Annotated in this window: 23 protein-coding genes and 2 pseudogenes; 21 read left to right on the forward strand and 4 right to left on the reverse strand. The window is 40.5% G+C overall.

The features are described from left to right. Positions 1–88: 88 nt before the first annotated feature. Positions 89–268: pseudogene (locus NE473_RS08020) on the reverse strand (ImmA/IrrE family metallo-endopeptidase); the annotation flags it as partial. On the opposite strand from NE473_RS08020, the gene NE473_RS08025 reads away from it, so the two are divergent. Together NE473_RS08025 and NE473_RS08030 are read left to right on the forward strand one after the other, a co-directional pair. Further along, positions 219–1,190, forward strand: coding sequence for a DDE-type integrase/transposase/recombinase (locus tag NE473_RS08025; RefSeq protein WP_256265203.1), 972 nt, complete (start codon positions 219–221; stop codon positions 1,188–1,190). The pseudogene NE473_RS08020 and the gene NE473_RS08025 sit on opposite strands and share 50 nt — an antisense overlap. A gap of 116 nt (positions 1,191–1,306) precedes the next feature. Beyond that, on the forward strand, positions 1,307–1,879 hold the full coding sequence (locus NE473_RS08030) for a hypothetical protein (RefSeq protein WP_005421581.1): 573 nt from the start codon (positions 1,307–1,309) through the stop codon (positions 1,877–1,879). Positions 1,880–2,366: 487 nt separating this feature from the next. Here NE473_RS08030 and NE473_RS08035 read toward each other — a convergent pair whose 3' ends face one another. Further along, complete coding sequence (locus NE473_RS08035; RefSeq protein ID WP_004841179.1) at positions 2,367–2,603, reverse strand: DUF6061 family protein; 237 nt, start codon at positions 2,601–2,603, stop codon at positions 2,367–2,369. Positions 2,604–2,905: 302 nt separating this feature from the next. Between NE473_RS08035 and NE473_RS08040 the strand changes: the two genes are divergently transcribed. The 17 genes and pseudogenes from NE473_RS08040 to NE473_RS08115 form a co-directional block, all read left to right on the forward strand. Next, positions 2,906–3,127 (forward strand): hypothetical protein, encoded by a 222-nt coding sequence (locus tag NE473_RS08040; RefSeq protein WP_256265204.1) that lies wholly within the window; start codon positions 2,906–2,908, stop codon positions 3,125–3,127. A gap of 78 nt (positions 3,128–3,205) precedes the next feature. Continuing rightward, a complete protein-coding gene (locus NE473_RS08045; protein WP_055651431.1) occupies positions 3,206–3,982 on the forward strand; it encodes a hypothetical protein in 777 nt (258 codons plus the stop codon). Between the two features lie 48 nt (positions 3,983–4,030). Continuing rightward, positions 4,031–4,756: a DUF6674 family protein gene (locus tag NE473_RS08050; protein WP_432764158.1), complete on the forward strand. Its 726-nt coding sequence runs from the start codon at positions 4,031–4,033 to the stop codon at positions 4,754–4,756. Next, on the forward strand, positions 4,728–4,931 hold the full coding sequence (locus NE473_RS08055) for a hypothetical protein (RefSeq protein WP_055651432.1): 204 nt from the start codon (positions 4,728–4,730) through the stop codon (positions 4,929–4,931). Before NE473_RS08050 ends, NE473_RS08055 begins: the two co-directional genes overlap by 29 nt. Positions 4,932–5,238: 307 nt before the next feature. Further along, positions 5,239–5,568 (forward strand): nucleotidyltransferase domain-containing protein, encoded by a 330-nt coding sequence (locus NE473_RS08060; protein ID WP_006776043.1) that lies wholly within the window; start codon positions 5,239–5,241, stop codon positions 5,566–5,568. Continuing rightward, positions 5,556–5,954, forward strand: a complete 399-nt coding sequence (locus tag NE473_RS08065) for a HEPN domain-containing protein (protein ID WP_006776042.1) — start codon at positions 5,556–5,558, stop codon at positions 5,952–5,954. The genes NE473_RS08060 and NE473_RS08065 overlap by 13 nt, the downstream gene beginning before the upstream one ends. Before the next feature lie 114 nt (positions 5,955–6,068). Then, complete coding sequence (locus NE473_RS08070; protein ID WP_006776041.1) at positions 6,069–6,566, forward strand: hypothetical protein; 498 nt, start codon at positions 6,069–6,071, stop codon at positions 6,564–6,566. A gap of 667 nt (positions 6,567–7,233) precedes the next feature. Further along, complete coding sequence (locus NE473_RS08075; protein WP_256265205.1) at positions 7,234–8,748, forward strand: C40 family peptidase; 1,515 nt, start codon at positions 7,234–7,236, stop codon at positions 8,746–8,748. An 81-nt stretch (positions 8,749–8,829) separates the two neighbouring features. After that, positions 8,830–9,390, forward strand: a complete 561-nt coding sequence (locus NE473_RS08080) for a DpnD/PcfM family protein (RefSeq protein ID WP_006776039.1) — start codon at positions 8,830–8,832, stop codon at positions 9,388–9,390. Then, a complete protein-coding gene (locus NE473_RS08085; RefSeq protein WP_006776038.1) occupies positions 9,387–9,908 on the forward strand; it encodes a hypothetical protein in 522 nt (173 codons plus the stop codon). Before NE473_RS08080 ends, NE473_RS08085 begins: the two co-directional genes overlap by 4 nt. 806 nt (positions 9,909–10,714) lie before the next feature. Beyond that, complete coding sequence (locus NE473_RS33080; RefSeq protein ID WP_419066705.1) at positions 10,715–11,020, forward strand: TnpV protein; 306 nt, start codon at positions 10,715–10,717, stop codon at positions 11,018–11,020. Between the two features lie 1,748 nt (positions 11,021–12,768). Continuing rightward, positions 12,769–16,278 (forward strand): helicase-like domain-containing protein, encoded by a 3,510-nt coding sequence (locus tag NE473_RS33085; RefSeq protein ID WP_419066706.1) that lies wholly within the window; start codon positions 12,769–12,771, stop codon positions 16,276–16,278. A gap of 552 nt (positions 16,279–16,830) precedes the next feature. Next, positions 16,831–18,645 carry a reverse transcriptase domain-containing protein gene (locus NE473_RS08095; protein ID WP_055650144.1) on the forward strand — a complete coding sequence of 605 codons (1,815 nt, stop codon included), beginning with the start codon at positions 16,831–16,833 and terminating at the stop codon, positions 18,643–18,645. A 59-nt stretch (positions 18,646–18,704) separates the two neighbouring features. Continuing rightward, entirely contained in the window at positions 18,705–19,649 is a 945-nt protein-coding gene (locus NE473_RS08100; protein ID WP_147418912.1) for a hypothetical protein, read from the forward strand. A 25-nt stretch (positions 19,650–19,674) separates the two neighbouring features. Further along, positions 19,675–20,292: a septation protein SpoVG family protein gene (locus tag NE473_RS08105; protein ID WP_039893629.1), complete on the forward strand. Its 618-nt coding sequence runs from the start codon at positions 19,675–19,677 to the stop codon at positions 20,290–20,292. Between the two features lie 4 nt (positions 20,293–20,296). Continuing rightward, positions 20,297–20,701: a hypothetical protein gene (locus tag NE473_RS08110; RefSeq protein ID WP_256265206.1), complete on the forward strand. Its 405-nt coding sequence runs from the start codon at positions 20,297–20,299 to the stop codon at positions 20,699–20,701. 1,048 nt (positions 20,702–21,749) lie between these two features. Continuing rightward, a pseudogene (locus NE473_RS08115) lies at positions 21,750–22,004 on the forward strand (IS1634 family transposase); the annotation flags it as partial. A gap of 107 nt (positions 22,005–22,111) precedes the next feature. Here NE473_RS08115 and NE473_RS08120 read toward each other — a convergent pair. Further along, positions 22,112–23,413, reverse strand: a complete 1,302-nt coding sequence (locus NE473_RS08120) for a M56 family metallopeptidase (protein WP_118033135.1) — start codon at positions 23,411–23,413, stop codon at positions 22,112–22,114. Between the two features lie 21 nt (positions 23,414–23,434). Beyond that, complete coding sequence (locus NE473_RS08125; protein ID WP_006777049.1) at positions 23,435–23,791, reverse strand: BlaI/MecI/CopY family transcriptional regulator; 357 nt, start codon at positions 23,789–23,791, stop codon at positions 23,435–23,437. A gap of 182 nt (positions 23,792–23,973) precedes the next feature. Between NE473_RS08125 and NE473_RS08130 the strand changes: the two genes are divergently transcribed. Both NE473_RS08130 and NE473_RS08135 read left to right on the forward strand, forming a co-directional pair. Further along, on the forward strand, positions 23,974–24,432 hold the full coding sequence (locus NE473_RS08130) for an RNA polymerase sigma factor (RefSeq protein ID WP_006777050.1): 459 nt from the start codon (positions 23,974–23,976) through the stop codon (positions 24,430–24,432). After that, complete coding sequence (locus tag NE473_RS08135; RefSeq protein WP_006775755.1) at positions 24,429–25,082, forward strand: hypothetical protein; 654 nt, start codon at positions 24,429–24,431, stop codon at positions 25,080–25,082. Before NE473_RS08130 ends, NE473_RS08135 begins: the two co-directional genes overlap by 4 nt. Positions 25,083–25,266 lie beyond the last annotated feature (184 nt).

The following is a 25,266-nucleotide window of genomic DNA, read 5'->3' on the forward strand; positions in this document are numbered from 1 at the left end:
GAAGATGAAATGGCAAGACTTTGTGGATTGCGCTAACGAATAATGCTCATCTTTTAGTAGAAAGACGTCTTATTTCTCAGCATTCTTTAAAATGATTAACATTTTGGAATGCTGAGTATAACGCTTCGACTTCGCGGGTGCGGCGGTCAACGCGGGGTTGCTCGTCCTTTGGCGCGTTGAGGTCAATGTCGTGCAGCTTCGCATGGGCGATTTCGTGAATGGCGGTCTTTAAGGTCTGTAATTCGCTCATGCCCTCGTTGATAGCAATGAGGTATCGTCTATCCCTGATCCGTTTCGCCGAAAAATATGGTGTCTCAAAAGCAGCAATTAAATATAAGACAAACCGCCAGTATATTTATCGTTGGAAGCGCCGCTATGACGGCACAATAGAGTCTCTCCGCGATCGTTCACGCCGTCCCCATCACCATCCCAATCAGCATACACCTGAAGAAATCAAGCTGATCCAAGATATGCGTAGGCGCAATCCCCATTCTGGTCTGGTTGTCTTTTGGGTCAAACTTATGCAGCGCGGTTATAAACGTTCCATCCCAGGATTGTATCGTTTTCTGAAGAAACAGGGAATCTTGGCTCAAAAACTTCCGAATCCCAAATATATTCCGAAGCCTTATGAGCAGATGAAATATCCCGGACAGCGTATCCAGGTCGATGTGAAATTCGTTCCTGCATGTTGTCTTGTCAATAATGCGAAAGGAAAGAAATTCTATCAGTATACCGCCATTGATGAGTACTCCCGCTGGCGGTATGTGGAAGCTTTTGAAGAACACAGCACCTATTCATCCGCACAGTTCCTCAAGCATCTGATCCAACGCTTTCCTATGCCAATCGAATGCGTTCAGACAGACAACGGCGTGGAGTTTACAAAGCGCTTTTCCACTTCCGGCAAAGAAACATTGACTTTATTCCAACGGACTTTAAAAGAACTTGGCATCCAACATAAACTGATCCGACCCTTTACACCACGTCATAACGGAAAAGTGGAACGCAGCCACCGCAAGGATAATGAACGTTTTTATACCTCGCATACTTTCTATTCCTTTGAGGATTTTTCCAAGCAGCTTCAAACCTATAACCGTAGGGATTATAACCAGTTTCCCATGAGACCTCTGGGGTGGAAATCACCACAAACTGTTCTGAGGGAATTTATTGATCGGGGTGTAACATATGTTTGACAAACCTACAGTCTTTTATTTTTTAAAGAGTGATATATATTAAGTGTATACAAAAGCATGCGCATTCTTTTAAAGTTGTCTATAAATCTTAAATTCCTCAAGAAAGGAGGAAAATCATGAAAAAAATTAAACGTTGTATAGCAATTATTTTGTCAATGGTTTTAGGATTTTCGATGTCAACAGTATCTTTTGCTAGTGAAAGGTATAATCAAAATGACAATTCGAAGGGGACTTGTAGTAAAGAAGATGTTGACTTATCCAATGGTGGTTATACTATAATTTATGAAGATGGAGAACTATATATAGTTCCTTCTCAAGAAACACGAATGGGTGGCGGAATTGGATACTGTACTGTAAAAAATAAGACTTTTTCATATTCTATGACAAGAAGTCAAGCAGAGGCAGCTCTTAAAGCAATAAATGTGGGAGAGGGTGCGACTAAAAGTTTAGGGACTTTACTGCTAGCTGCTTTAGGTGGTCCTGTTGGTTCGGTTGTTGGACTCAGTGTTTCTGTAATTCTTAATTTTATCGGCGGAGAGAGTACTTACGTTAGTCATTTAAAATCATTTCTTAATTCGGGTAAATCTGTAGCATATTTTAAGTTTGACACACATTGTGTGAATAGAGGAACTATGTATGGAGATCCAATGTATGATTACGTGGTAGATAACGTAAGAATGACTTATTAAAAAATTGCATGAAAAGAAAGTATTGGGCGTTATTAGTTTTTGCGTTAATAATAGTATTGCAGTGGATTGGATTAGGATTTCATGGTCAAATAAGGTTTATTTTTTTGATAATTATATTAGTTCTAATTGTTTTATTTGCAATATTATTGCGAAAATAGCAAAAGTGATTTGTGAATAGTGAGGTAAAGGAACAAGGTGAAGCCGATACACTTAGGGCAGTCCTTTACGGAACGGACACAGCCAGTACCGCAATGATACATAAGAGGGCTTGAAAGAAGGTCACAAACCTTGCAAGTCCTCTTGTTTATTCTATGTGTCGAGCCCGTCTATGTGTCAGATTGCATTTTCTGATAGACTGTTTCTTTTCGTGACTTATCAAAGAAAGTTCTCCTGTCGGGTATGTTCCAATTGTTTATTTCGGATATAAGCGTCTAATTCACAATTATATTCGTAGAGGCGAAAGACTACTTTGTTCTAAAAGGTATTTCTATATCTCTAATGAATCTTCCGCGTTCACCCACATCTGCAAATTTCCATCAAGATATAATCTTGCATATTCAAGTGGTTCATCAACTGCAAGTGAAGTTAATGCACAGTCTGATCCGGGAGTGGTTTTTAAATTCTTTTCTGCTTCCCAACAATCAATGCGAAGCATATAGCCAGCACTGGTATAAACATCAATACTGTTTCTGTGTGGATTGTATTCTGCAAATATCGTTCTCATCGTATCCTATCTCCTTATCATTCAATCAATCATCAGATACAAAAATCAGAAGCATTTCAATCAGTTCACCATGTCACTTTTATTTTGTGTTATACTGTTTTATATGATTTTCTTGCCCTTGTATTTGCCCTTATCAGAATTCGTAAACACTGATGGGACGATATAACACAAGGGAAAGAATAAGGGAAAGCTCATCTGCGATAAATCCAGTGTTTTCAAGGGTTGGCAGAGAATTTAATAACAAGATATAACAGTTATCAAATCTCTTAAAACAGGTGAAATCTCAATCGGAATTTATCGCCTTGCTAAAACAAGCCAATGTAGACAGCCAGGAACTTTCCAAAGTAGCAGGCATACCAGAAGCACAGTTGCAGTACGTTAGCAACTGTGCTTCCGGTATGGGAATTTTAAAGCATGGGGAGACCATTATTCCTTTTGATGCCAGAGTCAGAAAAAATAATATTATCTACGATCTCTTTAATACAAACATTCATGAGATTCGGGAGAAAAATAACCATGTTTAATGGCAGGAAAAAGAGTGAGTGCCAAAGAAACGGTATTACGGAAAAGGCAAGACTGGCGGGTTGTGAGGAGGAATATAGTTGAATAGAGAGATTTTTGTGTTGGCTGTAAAAAAGCGGCTCTTACTTCAGACAGAGGAAAATATCAAGAAATGGGTTGCCTGGGCAGAGGAATGCGTCGATATGGGGCAATATGACGGATTCAGGGAAATGCCGAGAAATCAGGCAGTAGAGAAATGGCTGGACTCTTATTATTTTGCTTTTAACAGGATCCAAACAGATTTTGACAGAGACACCGCAATAAAGGTCCTAAATCTGTCGGAGGAAAAATTGTGTTTATATCCAAATGAAATGCATGTGGCAGCGCGGGTATTAAAAGATGGCGGGACCGGAAAAGATATCCTGCAGATGATCCATGAGGGGACTCTGGAAGAAGATATGGCTAACATGGAAAAGTGCAGGGCAGAACGTATGGACATCAGCTCATACAGTGAAGAAAATCTTTACAGGATCCTGCAGGCTGCAAAGACATGGCAGGAGACCCCAGAGATTCCACTGCCATATAAGCCTGTGGATTCCCTGGTCGTGCAGCTCATTAATGCCTGTATGGAATTGCTGGAATATCGTTATGGAATCACAACAATCCAAAAATCAGACTATGATCTGATATCGGAACATGCTTTTTTCCTTTGCGATTCGGCGCAGGTTCTGGAACCGGAGGACGTTGATCTGGACGCGGTTTACGAGTGTTTCAACGATGCAGAAGTGAATGAGCGTATGATCGAAGTGGAAGAACAGCGCAGTCCGGAAAAGGAGCGTGGAAGCAATGTTTCGGGAAAAACGGGAAAACAGAGATAGGAGGTTATTATGATGGATGTAACGTTACAGGTTCCTTTAGGAGAACAGATGCACTTAAAAGAAATGTTCTCTGTGTTGGAAGAGAATCATATGGAGATAGAGTCCCAGAATCTTGAGAATTTTTTACAATACTTTGACCAAATGGAACGATATTTTGGAGATATGCAGGAAGAACTGATTTATTTACGCGACCAGCTAGACCGTCTGAATGAAAAAACTTTGAAGGCTAAAATGGAACATTTCATTCAAAATGCCGGTGATCGGGTGGGGGCGGCAAAAATGTGGCTTGCAGCTCTTAAAAATGATTTATCGGCGGGGGTTAGAAAAGCGGTAGATAGTGTAAAGTATCATGGAGGACAGGCTTTATATGCTGCCATTGATAAAACAAAGGCAGCCAGGGCGCTGTCCGTAATACATGAACATTTGGAAAGTGCTGCCGCAAGCCTGGAACACAGTGCCGAGACGATGGGGGATATTGGAGTGGAACTTAACGCTGCTAAGGGCCATAAAAAAAATGTCCGTAAACTCCTTAAGGGGAAGGAGACATCGGATACATTTGAGTATGACTACGATAAGGGCATTATCGCAAAAATCAGGAAGGCAATCGAATTCTGTGGAAAAATCGTTAAGAATATGGCAGGACACACGGAAAATATGCTGAAATCATTGGACGGATTATCCCAAAAAGCCTTAGATAACAGGGCCATTAGGAAGAAACACGTATTTGAGCATGAGGGAGGAAAAGATGTTTCCAGATGCAGAAAAAGAATATAGTGAATTTGTGGCAGAAAGTGGAATTGAATATGGAAAGAAGCCGGTTCCGAAAATATCTTTTTTTGTAGCGGAGTGCATGGAATTTCCGTCTCTGGGGCAGGTATACGAATGCAGGGAGCTGAAACAAGCAGTGGATATCTATCATAAGCTCCCAGAACATGTGAAATGCATGTGAAATGGGATTGGCTTTAGGATTGAAGATAGTGAAGAATCCATGTACTCCGGTGATTTTGAGCTGATGACATGGGACTGGGTAGATCTGGATATCCTTAATTCGATCCCATATTATCGTGATAGCTCATTAGTCCAAAAGGCAGTTGAGGATAAGACAACTCATGCCAGAATTGGAGATAATTGAGCTGGTACAGTGCCGCACCATTATACCGAATGAGAGAAAACAAGGCAGATAACATATAGATTGAATAAAAGCAAAAAATACGGTACAATATTCATATAAAAGATAAGATAGGAGGGAAAACAGCGTGAACGAGAATCAGGAAATGTTTGAGAAGCTGGTAAAGGGCCTTCGTGGTATTTATGGGGATATGCTGGTAAGTATTCTGCTTTATGGATCATTTGCCCGTGGAACTAATACGCGGGAATCAGATATTGATATAGCAATCCTGCTTAAAGGCAGGGAAACAAAGGAAATGCACGATCAGATGGTTGATTTGGCGGTGGATATGGATTTGGAGTATGACCAGGTGTTTTCCATCATAAATATTGATTATGAAAATTTCCTGGAGTGGGAGGACACCCTTCCATTTTATAAAAATGTAAGAGAGGATGGGGTGGTACTTTGGGCAGCGTAGAGACATTGGCAAAATACCGCTTTCAGCGGGTTTTGGAGGATTTGGCCGCCGCTAAGGAAATGCTTTCGGGTGGAATGTATAAACCATCCTTGAACCGATCCTATTATTCCATTTTTCATGCTATGCGGGCTATCACCGTATTGGAAGGATTTGATTGCAGCAAACATAGCGGGGTGATCGCTTATTTTAATCAAAATTTTATAAAGACGGGAATCTTTGCAAAGGAGACCTCAAAGATCATTAAAAGTGCTTCCATCATGAAGGAGCAGTCGGATTATTTGGACTTCTTTATTGCGTCGAAGCAAGACGCAGAGGAGCAGATTGAGAGGGCGAAGCAATTTATTGAAGCGGTCGAAAAGTATTTGAAGGATAAAAAGGTTCTTTAAAAATTAATAATATGTAACAGGGAAAAAGCAGTTAGCAGAAGCAACTGCTTTTTTTCGTGGAGAAAAGGCTGCGGATATTCGTGGCCTTTTTTTATTTGAAAGGTGGTTGGATATATGAGATTTGTATTCACTTTTGGATTCCAACTGAATGAATGGGAAGTGGAAATTGAAATACCAAAAGATTACAAATATCCCTCTGAGGGAGAGGCACGGGAAGCCTGTCGGAATATGAACGTGGAGGCTGCCTTATTTCCAGATGGAATTGCCGTCCTGTTTGAGAGGGAGTACATGATACTGGATGACAGGGAATCTTATCATTTTCGGAAACTTAGAGACGAAGTATATGAACAATTTGGGGCTTTGTTGTGTCCGGAGGATATCAGTGAACTAATTGATAAGGGGACTTTCGCTGAAATCCTACTTGCTGAAAACTATATGTTTGATGAGACGGATTACCTGGAACTGGATCTGCCTGTGGACGAGGCATACCAATTGCTGGCTGAGAAGTATGGGCCACAGCAGGAACTTCCATTTGGCCTTGGCTGCGCGGAGCTGAAAGGCGAAAAAGGTTTTCACTTTAAAAGCTTATATTATCAGGTGATTCAAATTTGAAGGGCTGAAAGGAGGGATATTGATCACTGACAGCAGATTTAAGACCAAAAAGGAAACGCAGATAAAGCTAAAAACAGACGCAGAAGTAAAATTGCAAAACCATAATTATCTTGGGAATAAAAAGTCTGATTCCGGTCCTGGGGTGCCGAAACAGAAATCAGGTGTTTCAGGAGATGAACCGCCCAGACTGGATAGAAAAATCCATATGAAGACCACAGAATTTTCAGAACCACAGGAACAGAAAGATAATAATCGTGTGTTCCTGGCGGTGAATTCTGCGTCAGGGCTTGGGGAACGGACAAAACGTAGAGAAGATGATACACCGGGATATGAAAATACGGCTGGTAAAGCCGGGCGAACAAAAATGCAGTCTGAGCAGACTGTCCATAGCAATCCGAAGAAAGAATCGAATAAGAAGGGACCGGAGGGTGCACCGCAGGGGGAGGATGGGCAGAAAAAACGGCAAAAAGAGAAGTATATTAAGGAACAGCAAAAACAGAAAGCCAGGAACGACGAGAAATTTCATTTTTCAAGGAAGTCTGGTCCCGAGGTCCGACGCAAAAATCATGAGTATGGCTTTAAAGATAATGTCATATTTTCCCGTGAAAAATCACCCTTGGGGACTCCGGAAACACAATCGGAGATTGGAGGAAACCGACAGGAGACAATGGGCGGTTTTGGAAAAGAAGAGGACCCACTGAAAACGAGAAAAAAAGACGAGAAGATATCCTCTAAGGGTGAAGGGAATAAGAAAAGAGTAAAGAAAGATACAGAGAATACTGGAATGAAAAAAGCGGTTCGCAGGCGTATGTTTGCCTATATGGTGAATAAACTTACGGACGAACAGCAAAAGGACAGTTTTGCTAAAACGGTAAAAGATATCGCAACCATAAAAGTTGGACTGGTTGTCAAGCAGCTTTTTTTATATCTTCTTGGGCTATTGGGGCCGTTGCTGGGAGGACTGGTCACTGTGGCCCTGCCGTTTATTTTGATCATTGTAATCCTGTATAATACCCCTCTGGCACTTTTCCTGCCCCCATTGCTGGGAGGTGACACGGTGCAAAGTGTTCTGTCAGGATACTATCAGGAATTTTACGATGATATCAGGGAGGCGGAAGAGGAAAACGATGAAGAGGTGACTTATAAAAATATGCAGAATGGGGTGGCACGGAGTAATTTTACCGATGTGATGATGGTTTATATGGTCCGATATGGGACTGGACAGGGAAATTTTTCCACTGTTATGAATGATAAGAATAAGGAGAAGCTGAAAGAAATTTTTGACGAAATGAACCATTTTGCTTCGGAAACAACAACAGATACAGTACGGGTGGGTGAAAGCCTTGGAGTCATGACCTTTAGTGGATACTGTAACTGTTCAATTTGTTGTGGTCAATGGTCTGGCGGCCCCACTGCGAGCGGAGCCATGCCGAAAGCAGACCATACGCTGGCAGTAGATGCTTATAACCCTACGTTGCCTATGGGAACCCATATCATAGCAAATGGGAAAGAGTATGTGGTGGAGGACACCGGTGATTTTGACCGCTATGGTGTAGATTTTGATATGTATTTTGGGGACCATCAGACAGCACAAAATTTCGGTCACCAGGATATGGAAGTGTATCTTGCGGATTCCAATGGGAGTAATAGTGTGGAGGTGACACACACATCTTTATATGTGTATAACCTTTCCTATGAGGATTATATTGAATTAGGGAAACTGACACCCAGCCAGGAGGATTTGCTGCGAGAGGTTATGAGTGAAGAATTTTTACACAGTATGCCGGCAAGTGGCATTGGCGAACAGGTAGCACTTTTGGCGCAGGAGAAAGTTGGGTGCCAGTATAGCCAGGATCTTCGATATGAAGAAGGATATTATGATTGTAGTTCCCTTGTTCAAAGGTGTTATGCACAGTTCGGGGTAAATCTTCCTTCTGTTGCTTCGACACAGGGGCAGTATATTGTAGATAATGGGTTGCAGGTCAGTGAAAACGAGTTAAGACCAGGAGATTTGATTTTTCACGCCCGTGATGATAATGCCGATGAATTTATGTCGATTGGACATGTTGCTATTTATGTGGGTAACGGTATGCAGGTAGATGCACGCGGCACAGCATATGGGGTGGTTTACCGTCCGCTGGTTCCATCCAATATTGGCCTATACGGAAGACCATGCCGATAGCAGATGCGTATTGTAGAACAGAAATGAGGGAATATGCTGGAAGGCGGCTGACAGGGCTGCCTTCTTGAAAGGAGTAGACTAATGGATGACTATGCAGAGGACAATTATTATTATATCGAAAAAGTAAAGACGGGAGAGGAATATCATGTAGCGCTTTACAAAGCCCTGATGGGGATTTGGGAGGCCAGGGAGACATTCATAAACAGTCTGCAGGAAGGGATTACATACAGAAAACTGGAGTTAGGAATAGAAAAGGATGGTGAAAAAATCCCCTTTTTTAAATGCGATGACGGCAAATTTTATATACCTGAAATTAAGGCCAGGAAAAAACTTGAGGGTGTGGATACATTATTGTCAGAATTCAGAAGACGGTTTGGAATCAGAGAAGGGGAGAATCAGGGGAGTCATATGGAGGAGGCGAAAAGCGTACAGGATTATGATATCCGTATTACAGAAAGACTTAGCAAAATAGTAACTGTCCGGGCAGAGAGCATGGAATCGGCTTTATCAGATGCACATGATAATTATTCAGATGCAAAAAAAGGATATGTTATGGATTATGAAGATATGCAGGAAGTAACCTTCTCTATGGCGGGCATTCATCTGGATCTGGAAAAACAGAAAAGTATAGGAGGAAGATGAAGAAAACATTAAAAGAAGAACTGGAAGAATCCTTCCAGCGCTGGGACAATGAACTTTATAGTGGGGGCAGCGATCCATATTATTCAGATGGAGTGGATATGAATCTTCTAAGAAAACATATTATTGCTTATAAAACGCAGATACTGGAAACCGGGGAGCTGCCAGAAATATATCACCGGAAAACACCGGAAGAATTGCCGGAGTCATTTATGGTAAAGGCAGAGAAAATTTATCAGACGGCTATAGATATCTTCCGTCAGTGCAGAGATGATGCGGACTATCAGTTTTTGTGTGGACTGGAATTGAATCCTAAAATGGATAGGATGGCTGAGGTCATAAATGCACTCAAAAATGTAAAAGAGTTAGAAGGTGCAATTAAAAAACAGGATTTTGTTGTTATGAGGAGATATTACGAAAAGCCCGACTTTAAAAAGTGCAGACTGATCGTGGAAAGAAGCTCCGAGAGAATAGAACCCAAAATAGAGCAGATGAGCCTATTTGCTGGGGAAAGCAGGTGAATATATGGACCAGCATACCATGAAAGTATCAGATCTGTATGATATTGCAATTTTCGATATTTCTCGTGATGGGGAGCAGTGGAAGAAATTCCTGGAGTTTGCAGCGAGGGGAAACTTGTATCGTTATGACTTCCTGAATACCTGTATCATCTATGAGCAATATCCAGAAGCGGAAATTCTTTTGGACTTTGCGGACTGGAAAAAAGCGAGGCGCTATGTCCGGGGAGGTGAGATTGGAATCGCAACATTCCCAATCGAGATGTTGGGAGGAGCTCAATATGTCTACGACATCAAAAGTACCGGTGGGAGAACCATGCCCTGGATTTGGGAGATCAATGATGAGAATGCACTTGCATTCGCTAATAAGCTATTTCCAGAGGAATATCAGACAGAGAATAGTTTTAGAATTGCAATAAAAAACTTTACTAGAACATATGTGCGTGCTATAATGAAAGAGGAAAACGATAGGATTCATGAAATAGCAGTTCTTACCAGGGATGAAGCGTATACCGATGGGGAATCACCGGTTGAAAAATTCATCTTGCAGAGCGCCACATATCTGATCTTGCGGAGATGTGGGATTGATACTTTTGATACAGGTCTGTCTGCAATAACAGATTACCAGGAAGAGATTATTTTATCAAAAATAGGGATCCTCATATCAGATATTGCAGAGACAACACTGCGGAGATTTGCGGCAGTCGCAAAAGAGATCCGTGAAGATGAAAGGAGAAATCAAAATGGTAGAACTGAGCTACAAAGAAAAGAACGGGTTACTGTACCCGTTGCTGGAAACAGGGAGCATGATGGAAGAGACGGAGTCTATGTCTCTGGGCAGATACGGGAAGTTGGCGGAGGAATACCTGAAAGTAAAAGACAAAAGCAGGTACAGCCTGCTGTTGAGGACAGGCAAGCTGCAGGAGACGTTGAAACAGATAGAGGAAGAGGCGTGGGATCTGCACGACCAGATCGTGGAGAGCTACGTGAAAATGAAAGCGGCGGATCGGAAGATCAATCCATCGGATACGATGGAAATGACCAGACTGCGGAACGAGGCGGCAATGATAGCCCAGGAGACCGTGATTCAGGAGGTTATCTGCAAACCGAGATAACTGATATAAATGATAGTGATGTTAAAGAAGGAACTGCTGTTGCAGTTCCTTCTTTTTCTTCGATACCGGCAGAAATATCCGAAGAACTTCGCATAGAACTGCTTTTGGCGGGAACATCAGAGCCAATGGCGAGACAGAAAATTTATCATTTCTTTGAACTGAATGAGGGATTAAGAGATCGTGCCAGATACCTGTGCCAGATGTATGAAGCTGGAGACACTATTTCAACAGAGGCGGGGCATGTATTTAGATATGAAACGGACGAGGCAGGAATCCAATTATATTGGCATGAGAACGGACAATATCTGAGCGGTTATCTTCCGTTTGAGGTAGCAGCGGAAGAGATACTCCATTTGATCGACAGGGGGAAGTATTATCAACCAATAAAAACGGATATGGAAATCCCGCAGCCATTGGTCGATACGGTTGAAAATTTTGTGGAAGTTGCAGATGGCAAGGTGATTTTTGACATGATTTATGATGTCATGACCGTAAATCTTTTGCCACAGCAGGAGACGGAATTTGTCCGGCAAAGTTTTCTGGCGTTGCTTGGCTCCGATGCAGAATGGTCTTTCTCCGCAACACTGGTTTTCCACGAGCAGGATGTGTCCTGTTCCATAGACGGGAAAGAGACACTGGCCTATTCATGGAGCATAATCAGAGACATTTTGGCACGGAGCATTGAGCAGGATAATTATCCGGAATCAAAAAACGATCTGCCAGTTGAAAAATTAATAGAATTCCCCTGGTTCCAAAGGTTGGCTGTCCAATATCAGGATTTATTGGAGCAGGCAGGAGAGGAACCGGCGGTAGAAATACCATATCTAAGTTCAGAAGCTGCTATTGAGAAAGAGAATACAGATGGGGAAAAAGAGGAAGTACCCGACAATGAGAAAAGTGATATTTTAGAGACAGTTTTTTATGATGTTACAAAAGCTTTTTCCCTGCATTCCATGACATTGATTCCTTCAAAGCCATTGATTCAGAATTTTTTCAAACAGGCAGGAGATAAAGATAAGCAAGAATTTCTTTTGAGACTTTTGGAATTGCAGTCCAAAAGAGATTACGGAAAATCTGTTCTAAATACAGACCAGGGGTTAGTCCATTATACCATTGAAAAAGGGACTGTTGATTTTCAGCTAATGCATGGTGAGAAGGAAGGACACGGAAGGTTCACGATGCAGGAGGCTGCGCGTGTGATACAGGAAGCGATTGATGCTGGAGAATATCTATCACCTGGGGAATACGAAGCGGCTGTAAAGGAAGGTTTTTCCCTGTGTCCGGAAGAAAGTTACCAATTATATAAGGAAATGCAAAACCGAAACCAAAGCGTCAGCCAGGCTTCGGATTTTTTTTATCCTGATGCCTGGGAAATACCTTCTGGTGATAAAACAAAGTACAAAAGCAACGTGGCAGCTATACAACTGTTGAAGGAGCTGGAGCAATCATCCAGGCCGGCAACACCAGAAGAACAGATTATCCTGGCCCGGTATGTGGGCTGGGGTGGTCTTGCCAATGCGTTCAACCCCAAAAGCCCCAATTGGACAAATGAATACCAGGAATTGCAGGAGCTGCTGACAGAAGAAGAATATGAGCAGGCAAGAGCAAGCGTTAATTCTGCTTTTTATACCCCGCCTGTTGTGGCAAAGGTGATTTATAAGGCGCTGCAACAATTCGGATTCGAGGGCGGCTCAATCCTGGAACCCAGTATGGGAATCGGAAATTTTTACAGCGTACTGCCAGAAGATATGAGAAACTCACAGCTTTACGGAGTTGAACTGGACAGTATCAGTGGAAGGATTGCAAAGCAGCTTCATCCTCACGCAACTATTCAGGTGAAAGGTTTCGAGAAAACAAAGTTTGAAAAAAACAAGTTTGATGTCGTTGTGGGAAATGTGCCATTTGGCGCTTACAAGGTTTTTGACCCAGAATATAAAAAGTATGGTTTTCGGATACATGATTATTTTCTGGCAAAATCCATAGACCTGGTCCGTCCAGGGGGGATGATAGCAGTAGTGACGACAAAATTCACTATGGATAAGGCTAATTCTATAATCCGTAAATATATAGCGGAACGTGCAGACTTTGTTGGCGCGGTGCGTCTGCCGGGAATCGCCTTCAAAAAGGACGCAGGTGCCGAAGTTACGTCAGATATCATTTTCCTCCAAAAAAAAGGACGGCTGTTGACTGCTAATACATCAGAGGATTGGATGAATATAACCTATACAGATGATGGTGTTCCGGTCAATGAGTATTTTAGCAGACACCCTGAAATGATGTTGGGAAAGATGGCCTTTGATACACATACCTATGGACCAAATTCTAATTACACAGAATTGATCGTTGAAGATGAAGAACATTTTGATTTTGAGGAACAACTGAACCGTGCTATTTCTTTTTTGTCGGCCACTTATCTTCCGGAAGAAAAGAAAACAGAGGGTGTGGAAAACAATAAAGAGGAACTTCCTGATACTATACCGGCACTTTTGGAGGTGGCAAATAATACTTATACCGTCATAGAGGGCGAGATCTATTACCGGGATAATGATTCCATGGTCAGATGGAAAGGCAATGAGACAAAAAGAAAACGGATCCTTGGAATGCATGCTATCCGGCAGTCTGTCAGATATCTGATAGACATCCAGACTCGGGGATGCACCGAGGAACAGCTAACCGAAGGGCAGGCACAACTAAATAAAATCTATGATGCCTATGTGAAGGAATACGGATATCTGTCCAGCAGAGGAAACAAACTGGCATTTCGGGAAGACAATGATTATTATCTTTTGTGCAGTTTGGAAACAGAAGATGAAAATAAAAATGTAAAAAAATCAGATATATTTTATAAGCAGACGATTGCGCCACAGACATATATCGAGAAGGCTGACACGGCCATGGACGCGTTGCAAATAAGCTTAGCAGAATATGGGAAGGTCCACATTCCATACATGCAAAGTTTGTATCCAGTGGACCGAGAACAACTCCTTGCCGAACTAAAGGGGCAGATATTCCTGAACCCTGTTAAGGCTGATGAAACGAATCCTAATCAGGGGTGGGAGACGGCGAGTGAATATCTGAGCGGTCCGGTCCGGAAAAAACTGAAAACAGCGGAAATGTATGCACAGCGTGAGTCTCAATATTCTGCAAATGTAGAAGCCTTGAAAGCTGTGCAGCCAGAAGATTTAAGTGCGGCTGATATCAGCGTGAAACTGGGGACTGCCTGGGTTGAACTGGAGGATTATGAGGCTTTTATTTATGAACTGTTAAACACGCCCGAGTCATATAGAACTGGACCTTATGCAATCAAAGTACAACTAAATCGGTATACTATGTCGTATAAGGTTACAAACAAGTCCGCAGATTATTCTTCCGTGGTCGCAAAACAGACATACGGTACGAAGCGGATCGACGCATACTCTATCATTGAAGCCCTTCTGAACCAGAATATAATCACCGTGAAAGATGCAATTGAATCGGGCGACAGCGTGAAATATGTAGTCAACCAAAAAGAGACAACTCTGGCGAGAGAAAAGGCAACTATGATAAAGGAAGCCTTTAAGGAATGGATCTGGAAAGACCCTGATCGGAGAAAGAAATATGTTGATTTTTACAATCAGAATTTCAATGATAACAGGCTCCGTGTATATGACGGCTCTTACTTGACCTTTCCCGGTATGAATCCGGAAAAAAAGATGCGTCCCCATCAGCGTAACGTTATTGAGCGGGCAATCCATGGCAGCACCCTTCTGGCTCATGCGGTGGGGGCTGGAAAAACCTATGAGATGGCAGCTATCTGTATGGAGCTGAAACGGCTGAAACTAATGAATAAGGCAATGATCGTAGTGCCTAATCATCTGGTGGGACAGATGGCGTCCGAGTTCCTTACTTTGTATCCAGGCGCAAATTTACTTGTTACCAGAAAAGAAGATTTTACAAAAGAGAATCGGCGTAAATTAACCTGTAAAATAGCAGCAAATAATTATGATGCCGTTATTTTAGGACACAGCCAGTTTGAACGAATCCCTTTATCTGCGGACAGACGTGCTGCAATGCTGGAGGAGCAGGTTGACCGTATTTCAAATGCGGTATCTGAATTGAAAGAGGAACAGGGAGCAAAATGGGGAATAAAGGATATGGAGCGCCAGAGGGCAAACCTGGAAGCCCAGATATTGGAGTTACGGAATGATGCGAAAAAAGATGATGTGCTGGATTTCGAACAGCTAGGGATTGACGCTCTGTTTGTTGATGAAGCCCATGTTTTTAAGAATTTGTCTATTTTTACAAAAATTCGTAATGTGGCGGGGATTGCAACAAATGGTTCCCAGCGGGCAATGGATATGTTCCAGAAAATTCAGTATATACAGGAACATACAGGAGGAAGAAACGTATTCCTGGCAACAGGGACTCCAATCTCCAATACAATGTGCGAAATGTATGTAATGCAGTTGTATCTGCAATCCCAAAAATTACGCGAAAAAGGGATTGAACATTTTGATAGCTGGGCCGCAAACTTTGGTGAAGTGACTACTTCACTCGAGATGTCCCCGGAGGGCGGATACCGGATGCGGAGCCGTTTCAATAAATTCTGCAATTTACCTGAACTCATGAACATGTTCCGGGAAGTGGCAGACATTCAACTTCCATCCATGCTAGACCTAAACGTCCCGAAATTAAAGGGCGGAAAATACAAGATCGTGGAAAGTGTAGCGTCTGATAGTGTTGATATTATGATGCAGGAGTTAGTGCGACGGGCAGAGCAAATTCGAAACGGAAGCGTAGATCCTTCAGAAGACAATATGCTGAAAATTACCAACGAAGCGCGATTGTTGGGTACGGATCCCCGTTTGATCGACCCAGATGCAGAGGTGGATGAAGATGGAAAACTTTATCAGGCAGCAGAAAATATTTATCAGGAATATGTTGCCTCACAAGATTTTAAAGGGACCCAGGTTGTTTTCAGCGATATAGGAACACCTACCGGAAAAAAAGGGTTTAATGTATATGATTTTCTAAAAGGCGAGCTTATCAAAAAGGGGATTCCCCGTGATGAGATTGCCTTTATTCATGATGCAAAAAATGATAAGCAAAAAGAGGAACTCTTTGCGGATATGCGGTCAGGAAGAAAGAGGATTTTAATTGGCAGTACATCCATGATGGGGACAGGAACCAATATTCAGAAACGGCTCTGTGCGGCTCATCATATTGACTGCCCCTGGAAACCGTCAGACATTGAGCGTGCGCCCGTAAAGGCATCATAATAAATATACCTTTGGCAAGGTATTAGGATAGTATCTTATAGTCCTATCATCAACCGATTTACCTGTGAGGGAGACCAAATATCAGGGAAAATAGCACGTCGGTAAAGCCATAAGTCAGCTAATTACCAAGCTGCGACTGAATGGGGAGATGAAAAGTTAGGTATGAGGATAAAGCCCATACTGGTTGAACGATAGTCCAAACGGTCTGTGTCGGGACTATGGCGTAAGGTAATTATTATTCGCCATATCTCAGCACTTATGTTCCGCTGCTCAGGAGCATAAGCAAAGATAGGCTGAGACGTATATGCAATAAGCATAAAAGGATGGAAGTCGTATCCGACAACCTAACAAGCCAAATAGTTATTATGGTGCTAAACGGGGATTACCTAAGTCGAGATGCTTAAAAAACTTAAGCTATTAAGCGTAGGCTTATGAATATTCGATATGGTAACGGAGCCTTCATAGTAGTCCGAGAGTGCTAATGACACTTACATGGCGAAGGAAGGCAGTTTATAACATTAACAATATAGAAAGGATAATGTGCGATACATTATGAGAAATCCTGAAAATGTGTTAATCAGCTTAACAAAACACAGTAACCAAAAAGATTACAAATACGAGCGTTTATACCGTTTGCTCTACAATGAGGAACTGTACTTAACCGCTTATCAAAGCATTTATTCCAATGACGGAAGTATGACAAAAGGTACTGACAACCAAACTGTTGACGGTATGAGTGTCGAAAGAATACGAAAAATCATAGTTTCGCTCAAAGATGAAAGCTATCAACCAAAACCTGCAAGAAGAACCTATATTCCAAAGAAGAACGGAAAAATGCGTCCACTTGGAATACCGTCCTTTGAGGATAAATTGCTTCAAGAAGTCATCAGAATGATTTTAGAAGCCATCTATGAAGGACATTTTGAAAATACCTCTCATGGGTTCAGACCAAACAGAAGCTGTCATACGGCACTCAATGAAATTCAAAGAACTTTCACGGGTGTGAAATGGTTTATCGAGGGAGATATTAAAGGCTTTTTCGATAATATCAACCATGATACGCTGATTGGAATTTTAAGAGAACGCATAAATGACGAAAGATTTCTTCGATTGATAAGAAAATTTCTGAACGCAGGCTATATTGAAAAATGGACCTTTCATAACACTTATTCGGGAACACCGCAGGGTGGCATTATCAGTCCTATTCTTGCAAACATCTATTTGGATAAATTTGATAAGTATGTAAATGAGTATGTCCAAAAGTTTAACAAAGGCAAAAAGCGTATGCGTACAAAAGAGTACCGCAAGAACGAAGTCGAATTAAGCAAAGCCAGAACAGCATTGAAAAATGCAAATGGCGACTATGAAAGAGAAAGTGCGATTGCACTCATAAGGCAGTTGGAAAAAGAGCGGGTGACTATTCCACAAAGTGACCCTATGGATAACAAATATGCAAGGCTGGTTTATGTCAGATATGCTGACGATTGGCTGTGCGGAGTTATCGGCTCGAAAGAGGACTGTAAGAAAATCAAAGAAGATTTTAAGAATTTTCTTAATGAAAAATTACAGTTGGAGTTATCGGAAGAAAAAACGCTGATTACCAATGCTCAAAAAAGTGCGAAATTTCTCAGCTATGAAATCAGAGTACGGCATAGCAACCTGACCAAAAGAGATAAAACAGGCAAGCTTGTTCGTAATTATATGGGCAGAATTGTACTGGAGGTTTCAAGCGATACAATCAAGAAACATTTAATTGATACAGGTGCTATGAAGCTAATCTACCATAATGGAAAAGAAATCTGGAAGCCAAAAGCAATATACAGATTGAAAAACTGTGATGATTTGGAAATACTCGATTATTACAACAGTATGATACGAGGATTTTACAATTATTATTGTATAGCCAATAACAGCTCAATCATCAACAGCTACAAATATATTATGGAATACAGTATGTACAAAACCTACGGCACAAAATACAGAACATCAATTTCAAAAGTAATCGGAAAATTCAGAGTAGGTAAAGATTTTGCTGTAAAATTCCGTAATTCCAAAGGATTTGAGAAAATGAGAGTATTTTATAACGAAGGTTTCAAACGGCAGAAAAAAGTATTTCAATCTAATGCAGACTTAGTTCCAAATACAATTAAATATTTCAGCAGTACAAAGCTAATCGACAGATTAAAAGCCAGAGAATGTGAGCTGTGCGGAAAAACTAATACTCCCATAGAAATTCATCACGTTCATCGGCTTAAAGATTTACAAGGTAAAACTTTTTGGGAAGCTCTTATGATAGCAAGAAATCGCAAAACAATAGCTTTGTGTAGAGAATGTCATAAGAAATTACACTGTGGACAGTTAAATTGAGTTTATAAACGGAGAGCCGTATACAGCGAGAGTTGTAAGTACGGTTCGGGGGCGAGTATTTGGAAACCTACCATAGCAATATGGCAAGGCGCTGGGTACTTAGCCTACAGAGAGAAGGGCGTATCATACGCCAGGGTAATGATAACGAAGAGGTCAGCATTTACCGCTATATCACAAAAAAGACGTTCGATAGTTACCTTTGGGGAATTGTGGAAAATAAACAGCGGTTTATCTCCCAGATCATGACCAATAAGACAGTGGAGAGAGAATGTCAGGACGTAGATGAAACGGTTTTATCTTTTGCAGAAATTAAGGCTATCGCTTCTGGGAATCCCCTGATTATGGAAAAAACAGAAGTTGACACAGAGGTTGCACGTCTGCAGATGTTAAAGGCAAATTATGAAAGTCAGCGCTATGCTCATCAGGATAACTTTCTTTTTAAGTATCCCAAATTAATTTCAGAGACTGAAAACCGGCTGTTCGGTATAGAAAAGGATATCCGCAAACGGGACAATGAACTTGCGATGGAACCGGATTTTCTGATCACATTGAATGGACATACATATGATGAGCGTGAAGCGGCAGGCAGTCTTCTTTTAGAGATCGGACAATCGCTTGATAGTATGGAAAGCCGTAAAATAGGGACCTACAAAGGATTTGATGTGGTGATCAATAAGAAATTTTCCGACTGTACCATGCAGTTATGTGGAAATATGAAGTATACAGCAGATATGAGCAGCAGTGCCTCCGGAAATATGGTCCGTCTTGAAAATTTATTGAGTGGACTGGAAAAGAGAGTCGCCGCACACAAAGAAAACTTAGAGCAGTACAAGAGAAATATGGAGGAGTCCAAAAAAGAATTTAATAAGACCTTTACATATGAGTTGGAGCTGAGACAGAAGCTGGTCCGCCAAAAAGAAATCAATGATGAATTGGAAATCAAAGAAGAGGGAGAGGAACTGGTGGTGACAGATAATCTTCCGGAACAGGCAGTGGCCAGATGATTTTATGTAGAAAAGGAGAATGAATATGAAATACACAGTAAATATTTATGAAGTATCAACAGAAAAGGACACAAAATTGAGGGCGTTTGCTGCGGTGACGTTTGGAGACTGCTTTAAGGTGACAGGTATCACAGTCAGGGAAGGAAAAGCAGGGAATCTTTACGTAAGTATGCCACAGTATCCTACAGGTGAAAGGGGGGAGGATAACAAGCTGATATACAGCGATGTATTCTTCCCCAAAACTACGGATTTTAGCACCCTGTTACGGGGGGAGATCTTAGAGGCGTATCAGAATCGGGAAGATGGAAGAAATGAGGTTGACCTTGAATATGGGGACACGGGTTTTGAGTATTACGTTCAGGTGGTAAACAACAAAGATTTATCCTGTGCCACGAAAGCATTTGCCAGACTGGTGATTGATGATGTATTTGTAGTCAATCAGATCTCTGTGAAAAGATCCTTTGCCGGGAATAACTTTGTAGCCATGCCTTCCCAAAGAAGGATGATCGACGGTAAGGCAGAATATCAGGATATTGCATATCCGGTAACAAAGGATTTTCATGACACGCTGTACGGAGATATCATGAAACAGTATGAACAGAATCTGGATAAGCAGCGGACTGCGAAAGAAAAGGCAAGGTAGTTATATGGAGAAGAAAATCAAAATTACCATAGGAAACCTGGAAGAACTGATGGAGAATGAGGAGTGGGAAACGGAAAACTTTCTTTTTGAGGAAGATGAGGAACACCAGGTTTGGCTGGATAAAAACTACTTGATTCTCCGGGGGCTTGGATTGGAAATACATAGCGGCGTCTGGTACGAAAAATATGAAGATGATAAAGACGGTAACTTTGAACCAGATTTTGATTTTTATATGTTTTTTGATGCCGAAACAAAGGTTTATCTGTACATGGAACAGGGGAGGTCCCTGATTACCTGTATCCACAATTTTACCGGGTTGAGTTGGGAAGAGATTGAAGGGCAGGCATGTGAAGTTGTTTTGACGGACCAGAATATAGTTGTAGAAGACCAGTTCTTGATCTTTGAATAGCCTGTAAATGAAAAAATAGAACCGGTATCCAGTGTGTGTTGAGAAGAGAGGGATACGTCACCGGCGATGTTTTATAAGTAATTGTATTGACAATAGTAAAAAAAGGTGCTAACATAATGACTATAATAATTAGTCGTTTTTAACACTTTAATTCCGCCAAGATGTGCAGGTATTTGTAAGACCGATCCTATTTTCAGAGATTTCGTGTGATAGGTTCCACAATAACAGCAGTTCATCCACAAGGGGCTTCCATAACGGATAAAAGTTCAAGCTATACAATTAAGATGACTGATGAAGAATATCTCATTGATGGCTATGAAACTTTTGACGTGGGCGGCCAATATACAATGAACTGCTATGTTGAAATGTTAATGTATTCTCCGGGTAACTCTGGTGATAATCGTAATAAAATATGTGTTGACACAACTCTTAGTGTTTAGTATATATAAAATTAAGCTGTCATTTCCTTCTATGTTTTTTATCTTTTATAAGTGAGGTAGTAGCATGCAATATATTCCGTTATTAACATTGATTTTTTCTGTAATATTAAAAATCTTGGAATTTAGTGCGTTAATTTGTATTATTATCTGCTGTATCAAGTATATTAAAGAACATAAACGTTAAACTACCGTTGAAGCATTAAACAGATATGGTTCTTCAAAGGGAGAGTATTTGTTTGCTGACTTGAAAAAGTAAATTTCAGTGCAAGAGTAAATTCCACCAGTCACATTAAAAAAATGTGAAAAGGGTTAAATTTCAAAATTAATGCAACTTTATCAAATTAAATGCAACTCAATCAGCCCTATTTTGCAAAAAATGTAAAGTAGGGCTGTTTTACGCATTTATCATGTAAAGTAGGACTGATTCTTCAGGGTACAGCTGTGCCTGTCGAAATAACCATTGCAGACGCAGGGGGGTGTCCAGTTTGCTGTATCGATTTCCTTTAAAAACAGAACAGATCAAGTTACATTTTTCGCAGAGGGAACAGTACCTTCTTTTGGTCGAGGTATAGGAAAAACACATGAAATGGTTTCTAAACTCGCGGGAGTACCAGAGAGAACTCAGAGAAAAGCAGGTGGAGCGGACAAAAGCCATACTTGCAGGCGGAAATCATAAGAAAACATGGAAAAATCCGAATGATCCTGCAAGATTCATTGATAAATCAGCAGTTACAAATGATGGAGAGACCGTAGACATCTTATATGTTCTGGATGAACAAAAGATTGTGGAGGAAGCAAGGTATGATGGCTTTTACGCCGTTTGCACGACTTTATTTGAAGATGATTCGGGAGAGATCCTAAAGGGGAAATCCTGGCTGCCCTAAGAGCATTGAATTCTTATAAATAAAAAACACAGAATCTTGTTGGAAATTCAAGACCTGTGTTTCTTAATAGAAAAAATTAGATATCATCAATGAGGACATTTTGTATATGTCTCTGTATTAATTAATTCGCCCACTATTAATTGACCGCAATTAGTGCAGCGCTGAGAATCATAGAATTTTGTAATGCAGCTGCCATCACTTTTTTTTGTATGTCTTGAAAGCGTCCCATCAATATAATTATGTTCACAGGTCGCATAACTGGAACGGTCGGAATCAATGTTATAAATATTTCCATTAATATCGGTAAATTGGTTATTATACAAAATAGGCCCATATTGATTCTCGGGTTGAAAGTCCCCACTTTGAAAAACTACAGTGTCAGAGGAATTAATATTAGATAAAGGATTCGTTGAAAAAGTTCCAAGCATATCAAGCTCTGTTGATGGCTGGTAGGCAAAAGAAGTAAAACTACTGCATAAAACCATACATGAGGTGAGTATTACAGATAATTTTCTGCTAAATTTCTTTGTTTTTGGTGGAGTCATAATAATATCCATCCTTTCTTTTAGACTAGTGGTTGAGTTACTAAATGAAGATGCATAAGTTCTGCGATATTGCACGTCATATGCAGCCATATCTATAATAAGCAAAGCATAAGCTTTACGTTCTTTTTGACTCATATCGCGGATAACAGATTCATCGCATGAAGCTTCCACTATTTTTTCAACTTGAGCTTCAAAAAGATAAGCCAAGGGATTGAACCAGTAAAAGCAAGCAACGAGATGTCTTAGAAATAAAAAAAGTGTATCACAGCGATGAATATGAACCATCTCATGTTTGATAATAAGTTTTTGTTTTTCAAAGGGCAAACCAGTGGGAAGAACGATCACGGGTGAAAAAAATCCTGTTGTAAAAGGACCTAGGTAGTTTGAATAAAAAACCTGGACTTTTCTTTTTATCCCCATATTATGGCGACAATAATCAATAAAACTTAATATATTTAAATCAACAATATCTGTCATGGACTGTTTTACTAATTTTTTTAAATGGAAATATTTTAGTTGTTGCCAAATGAATATAATAATTGCCGTAACAATCCATATAATTACAACAGTTTTATTGGTTTGATATGTAAAATTTGGATAAATTCCATCAGGGGTTGATACCATAATCGGCAAATCTCCGGATAATTGGAACTCTGACAGTTTTTCCAACTTAGGTAGAAGCAGTTTAAAAAAACCTAATGGAGTAAGAAAAAAAAGGAGTACAAATTTCAATATAACATATTTCCAACGGTTACTTAAATTATTTTTAAAAACTTTGATGGCTAATAAGTATAATAAAAATAAGGTGCTTCCAGTGAAGCACATAGTAAAAATTATGTTCAAGATTCGTACCCCGCTTAGTAGTTAAAAATTATCTAGATATTCCCTTAACTCTTTTAAATTTTCATCGGTTAAGGTATGGTTGCCAGACAGAGCAGCTATAAAATTCTTTAAAGATCCTCCATAAAGGGTCTTGAGCATTTCCGAAGCGATCTGCGCTTCATACTCATCTTTGGTATAAGTATAGAAATACTTTCTACCGTTTTTTACAACAAGACCTTTTTCTATTAATCGAGCTAAAAATGTATTTACTGTCTGGCGTTTCCAATCTTTACCTAAGTGTTCAAAAATCTCGATTAACTCACTGATCGTCATCCAGTGATTATTTTTCCACAAAATCTCCATAATTGCCTGCTCTGCAGGAGTTAAGTTTTGCTTCATAAAATTTCCCCCAAAATATTTTATGACTAATTATATTAGTCGTATGTATTGTAGCATTAATTTAGCTGATTTGTCAATTACTATTAAAATAACGGAACAGGTCCAGCAGTATGCTAAAATAAAAATATAATGTCACGAAAGAGGCTTATTTGGTGTGTACTATTATAGAGGTGCAAGTGCTAATGGATAGAGAAGAATTATTTTTGAAATATATGGATCAGATATACCGGATGGCTTTTTTTATGCTGTCGAATACTCATGATGCCGAGGATGCGGTACAGGAAACTTATGTGCGTATGCTTGTAAAAAAGCCAAAGTTTGCTGATGAAGAACATGGAAAGGCATGGCTGTTGAGGGTATGTATCAATATTTGTAAGAATCAGATACGTTTTTGGAAGCGACATCCGCAGTATGAGCTTGAGGAGATTCCTATTAAGATTGATTCATTCAAAGAATGGGAACTGTTACATGAGATTTCCCGGCTGCGAGGCAAATCAAAGGAGGTTTTGATATTATTTGCTGTCGAGGGATATTCCATAAAAGAGATATCAGCAATGCTAAAAATATCGGAGTCAGCAATCAAAAAGAGACTTCAGAGAGGCCGTGAGGAATTAAGCAGGCAGTTAGGAGTGAGACAATGAGAAAACTATCTGATTTACCAGAGGAAATGGTTTTAGATGACCAGGTGAAACAAAGAATTCTTAGAAACGGCAGGACGATTGCACAAAAGAGAAGAAAACAGGCGCGACTGAGGAATGGAATTCTTGTGGGTGCTGTTGTAATCGCCAGTATTGTCTTCCCATTAAGCAACGATTCCCACATATCCAATGAGAGGGGGCTGCTTCCTTTGACGGTGTATGCGAAAGATGTTTCTGGAAAAGAGGTATTGGACATAGGTTCAGGGAGAGTATTTTCGTTGACCAGAACGGAGACACCATTGGGGGAAGGCTATACTTTGCAGATGGTTGCGAAAGAAGGCTACCATTATGAACTGAATATTGAGGATATGGGGACTGGTCTTGAAACAATTTTCATTAGAGATAATGATGTATATTGGATTCCGGATTACTGGAAGGATAGCAGCGGGAAACTTTACGATACAGATGGCAGTGAGCTTATGATATCAAATGCGTTGTCATCACCTATTTTGAATTACTGTGTTTATAACCAGGAAAATAGGTTATGTACAGAACTATCGATACAACTGCATGAAGAAGAAACGGGGAGTGCTGAACTGATTCGTCTGGTATGTTATCCAGAGGAGAATGGGATAGAACTGCAAAATAGATAAATATCTCTGACAGATATCGCTAATTTGTTCTAGCAAGCATTATTCCATTACAGAGGATTTCAACAACGGAAGACATTGCGGAATTAATCTGTACGGTTCAAGTCCAGGATTCCATGACAGGACAAATTATAAGCCCTAATAATGGGATGTTGATCTGATTTACAAAGCTGTCAATGGCATTGAG

The sequence above is a fragment of the Hungatella sp. SL.1.14 genome, from assembly GCF_024460495.1.
Lineage (GTDB): Bacteria > Bacillota > Clostridia > Lachnospirales > Lachnospiraceae > Hungatella > Hungatella hathewayi.

Coding starts and splice junctions, on each gene's coding strand:
- NE473_RS08025 (WP_256265203.1), top strand. CDS start 219: ATGGCGGTCTTTAAGGTCTGTAATTCGCTCATGCCCTCGTTGATAGCA.
- NE473_RS08030 (WP_005421581.1), top strand. CDS start 1,307: ATGAAAAAAATTAAACGTTGTATAGCAATTATTTTGTCAATGGTTTTA.
- NE473_RS08035 (WP_004841179.1), bottom strand. CDS start 2,603: ATGAGAACGATATTTGCAGAATACAATCCACACAGAAACAGTATTGAT.
- NE473_RS08050 (WP_432764158.1), top strand. CDS start 4,031: ATGCACTTAAAAGAAATGTTCTCTGTGTTGGAAGAGAATCATATGGAG.
- NE473_RS08055 (WP_055651432.1), top strand. CDS start 4,728: ATGTTTCCAGATGCAGAAAAAGAATATAGTGAATTTGTGGCAGAAAGT.
- NE473_RS08070 (WP_006776041.1), top strand. CDS start 6,069: ATGAGATTTGTATTCACTTTTGGATTCCAACTGAATGAATGGGAAGTG.
- NE473_RS08075 (WP_256265205.1), top strand. CDS start 7,234: ATGGGCGGTTTTGGAAAAGAAGAGGACCCACTGAAAACGAGAAAAAAA.
- NE473_RS08080 (WP_006776039.1), top strand. CDS start 8,830: ATGGATGACTATGCAGAGGACAATTATTATTATATCGAAAAAGTAAAG.
- NE473_RS08085 (WP_006776038.1), top strand. CDS start 9,387: ATGAAGAAAACATTAAAAGAAGAACTGGAAGAATCCTTCCAGCGCTGG.
- NE473_RS33080 (WP_419066705.1), top strand. CDS start 10,715: ATGGAAGAGACGGAGTCTATGTCTCTGGGCAGATACGGGAAGTTGGCG.
- NE473_RS33085 (WP_419066706.1), top strand. CDS start 12,769: ATGAGAAACTCACAGCTTTACGGAGTTGAACTGGACAGTATCAGTGGA.
- NE473_RS08095 (WP_055650144.1), top strand. CDS start 16,831: ATGAGAAATCCTGAAAATGTGTTAATCAGCTTAACAAAACACAGTAAC.
- NE473_RS08105 (WP_039893629.1), top strand. CDS start 19,675: ATGAAATACACAGTAAATATTTATGAAGTATCAACAGAAAAGGACACA.
- NE473_RS08110 (WP_256265206.1), top strand. CDS start 20,297: ATGGAGAAGAAAATCAAAATTACCATAGGAAACCTGGAAGAACTGATG.
- NE473_RS08125 (WP_006777049.1), bottom strand. CDS start 23,791: ATGAAGCAAAACTTAACTCCTGCAGAGCAGGCAATTATGGAGATTTTG.
- NE473_RS08130 (WP_006777050.1), top strand. CDS start 23,974: ATGGATAGAGAAGAATTATTTTTGAAATATATGGATCAGATATACCGG.
- NE473_RS08135 (WP_006775755.1), top strand. CDS start 24,429: ATGAGAAAACTATCTGATTTACCAGAGGAAATGGTTTTAGATGACCAG.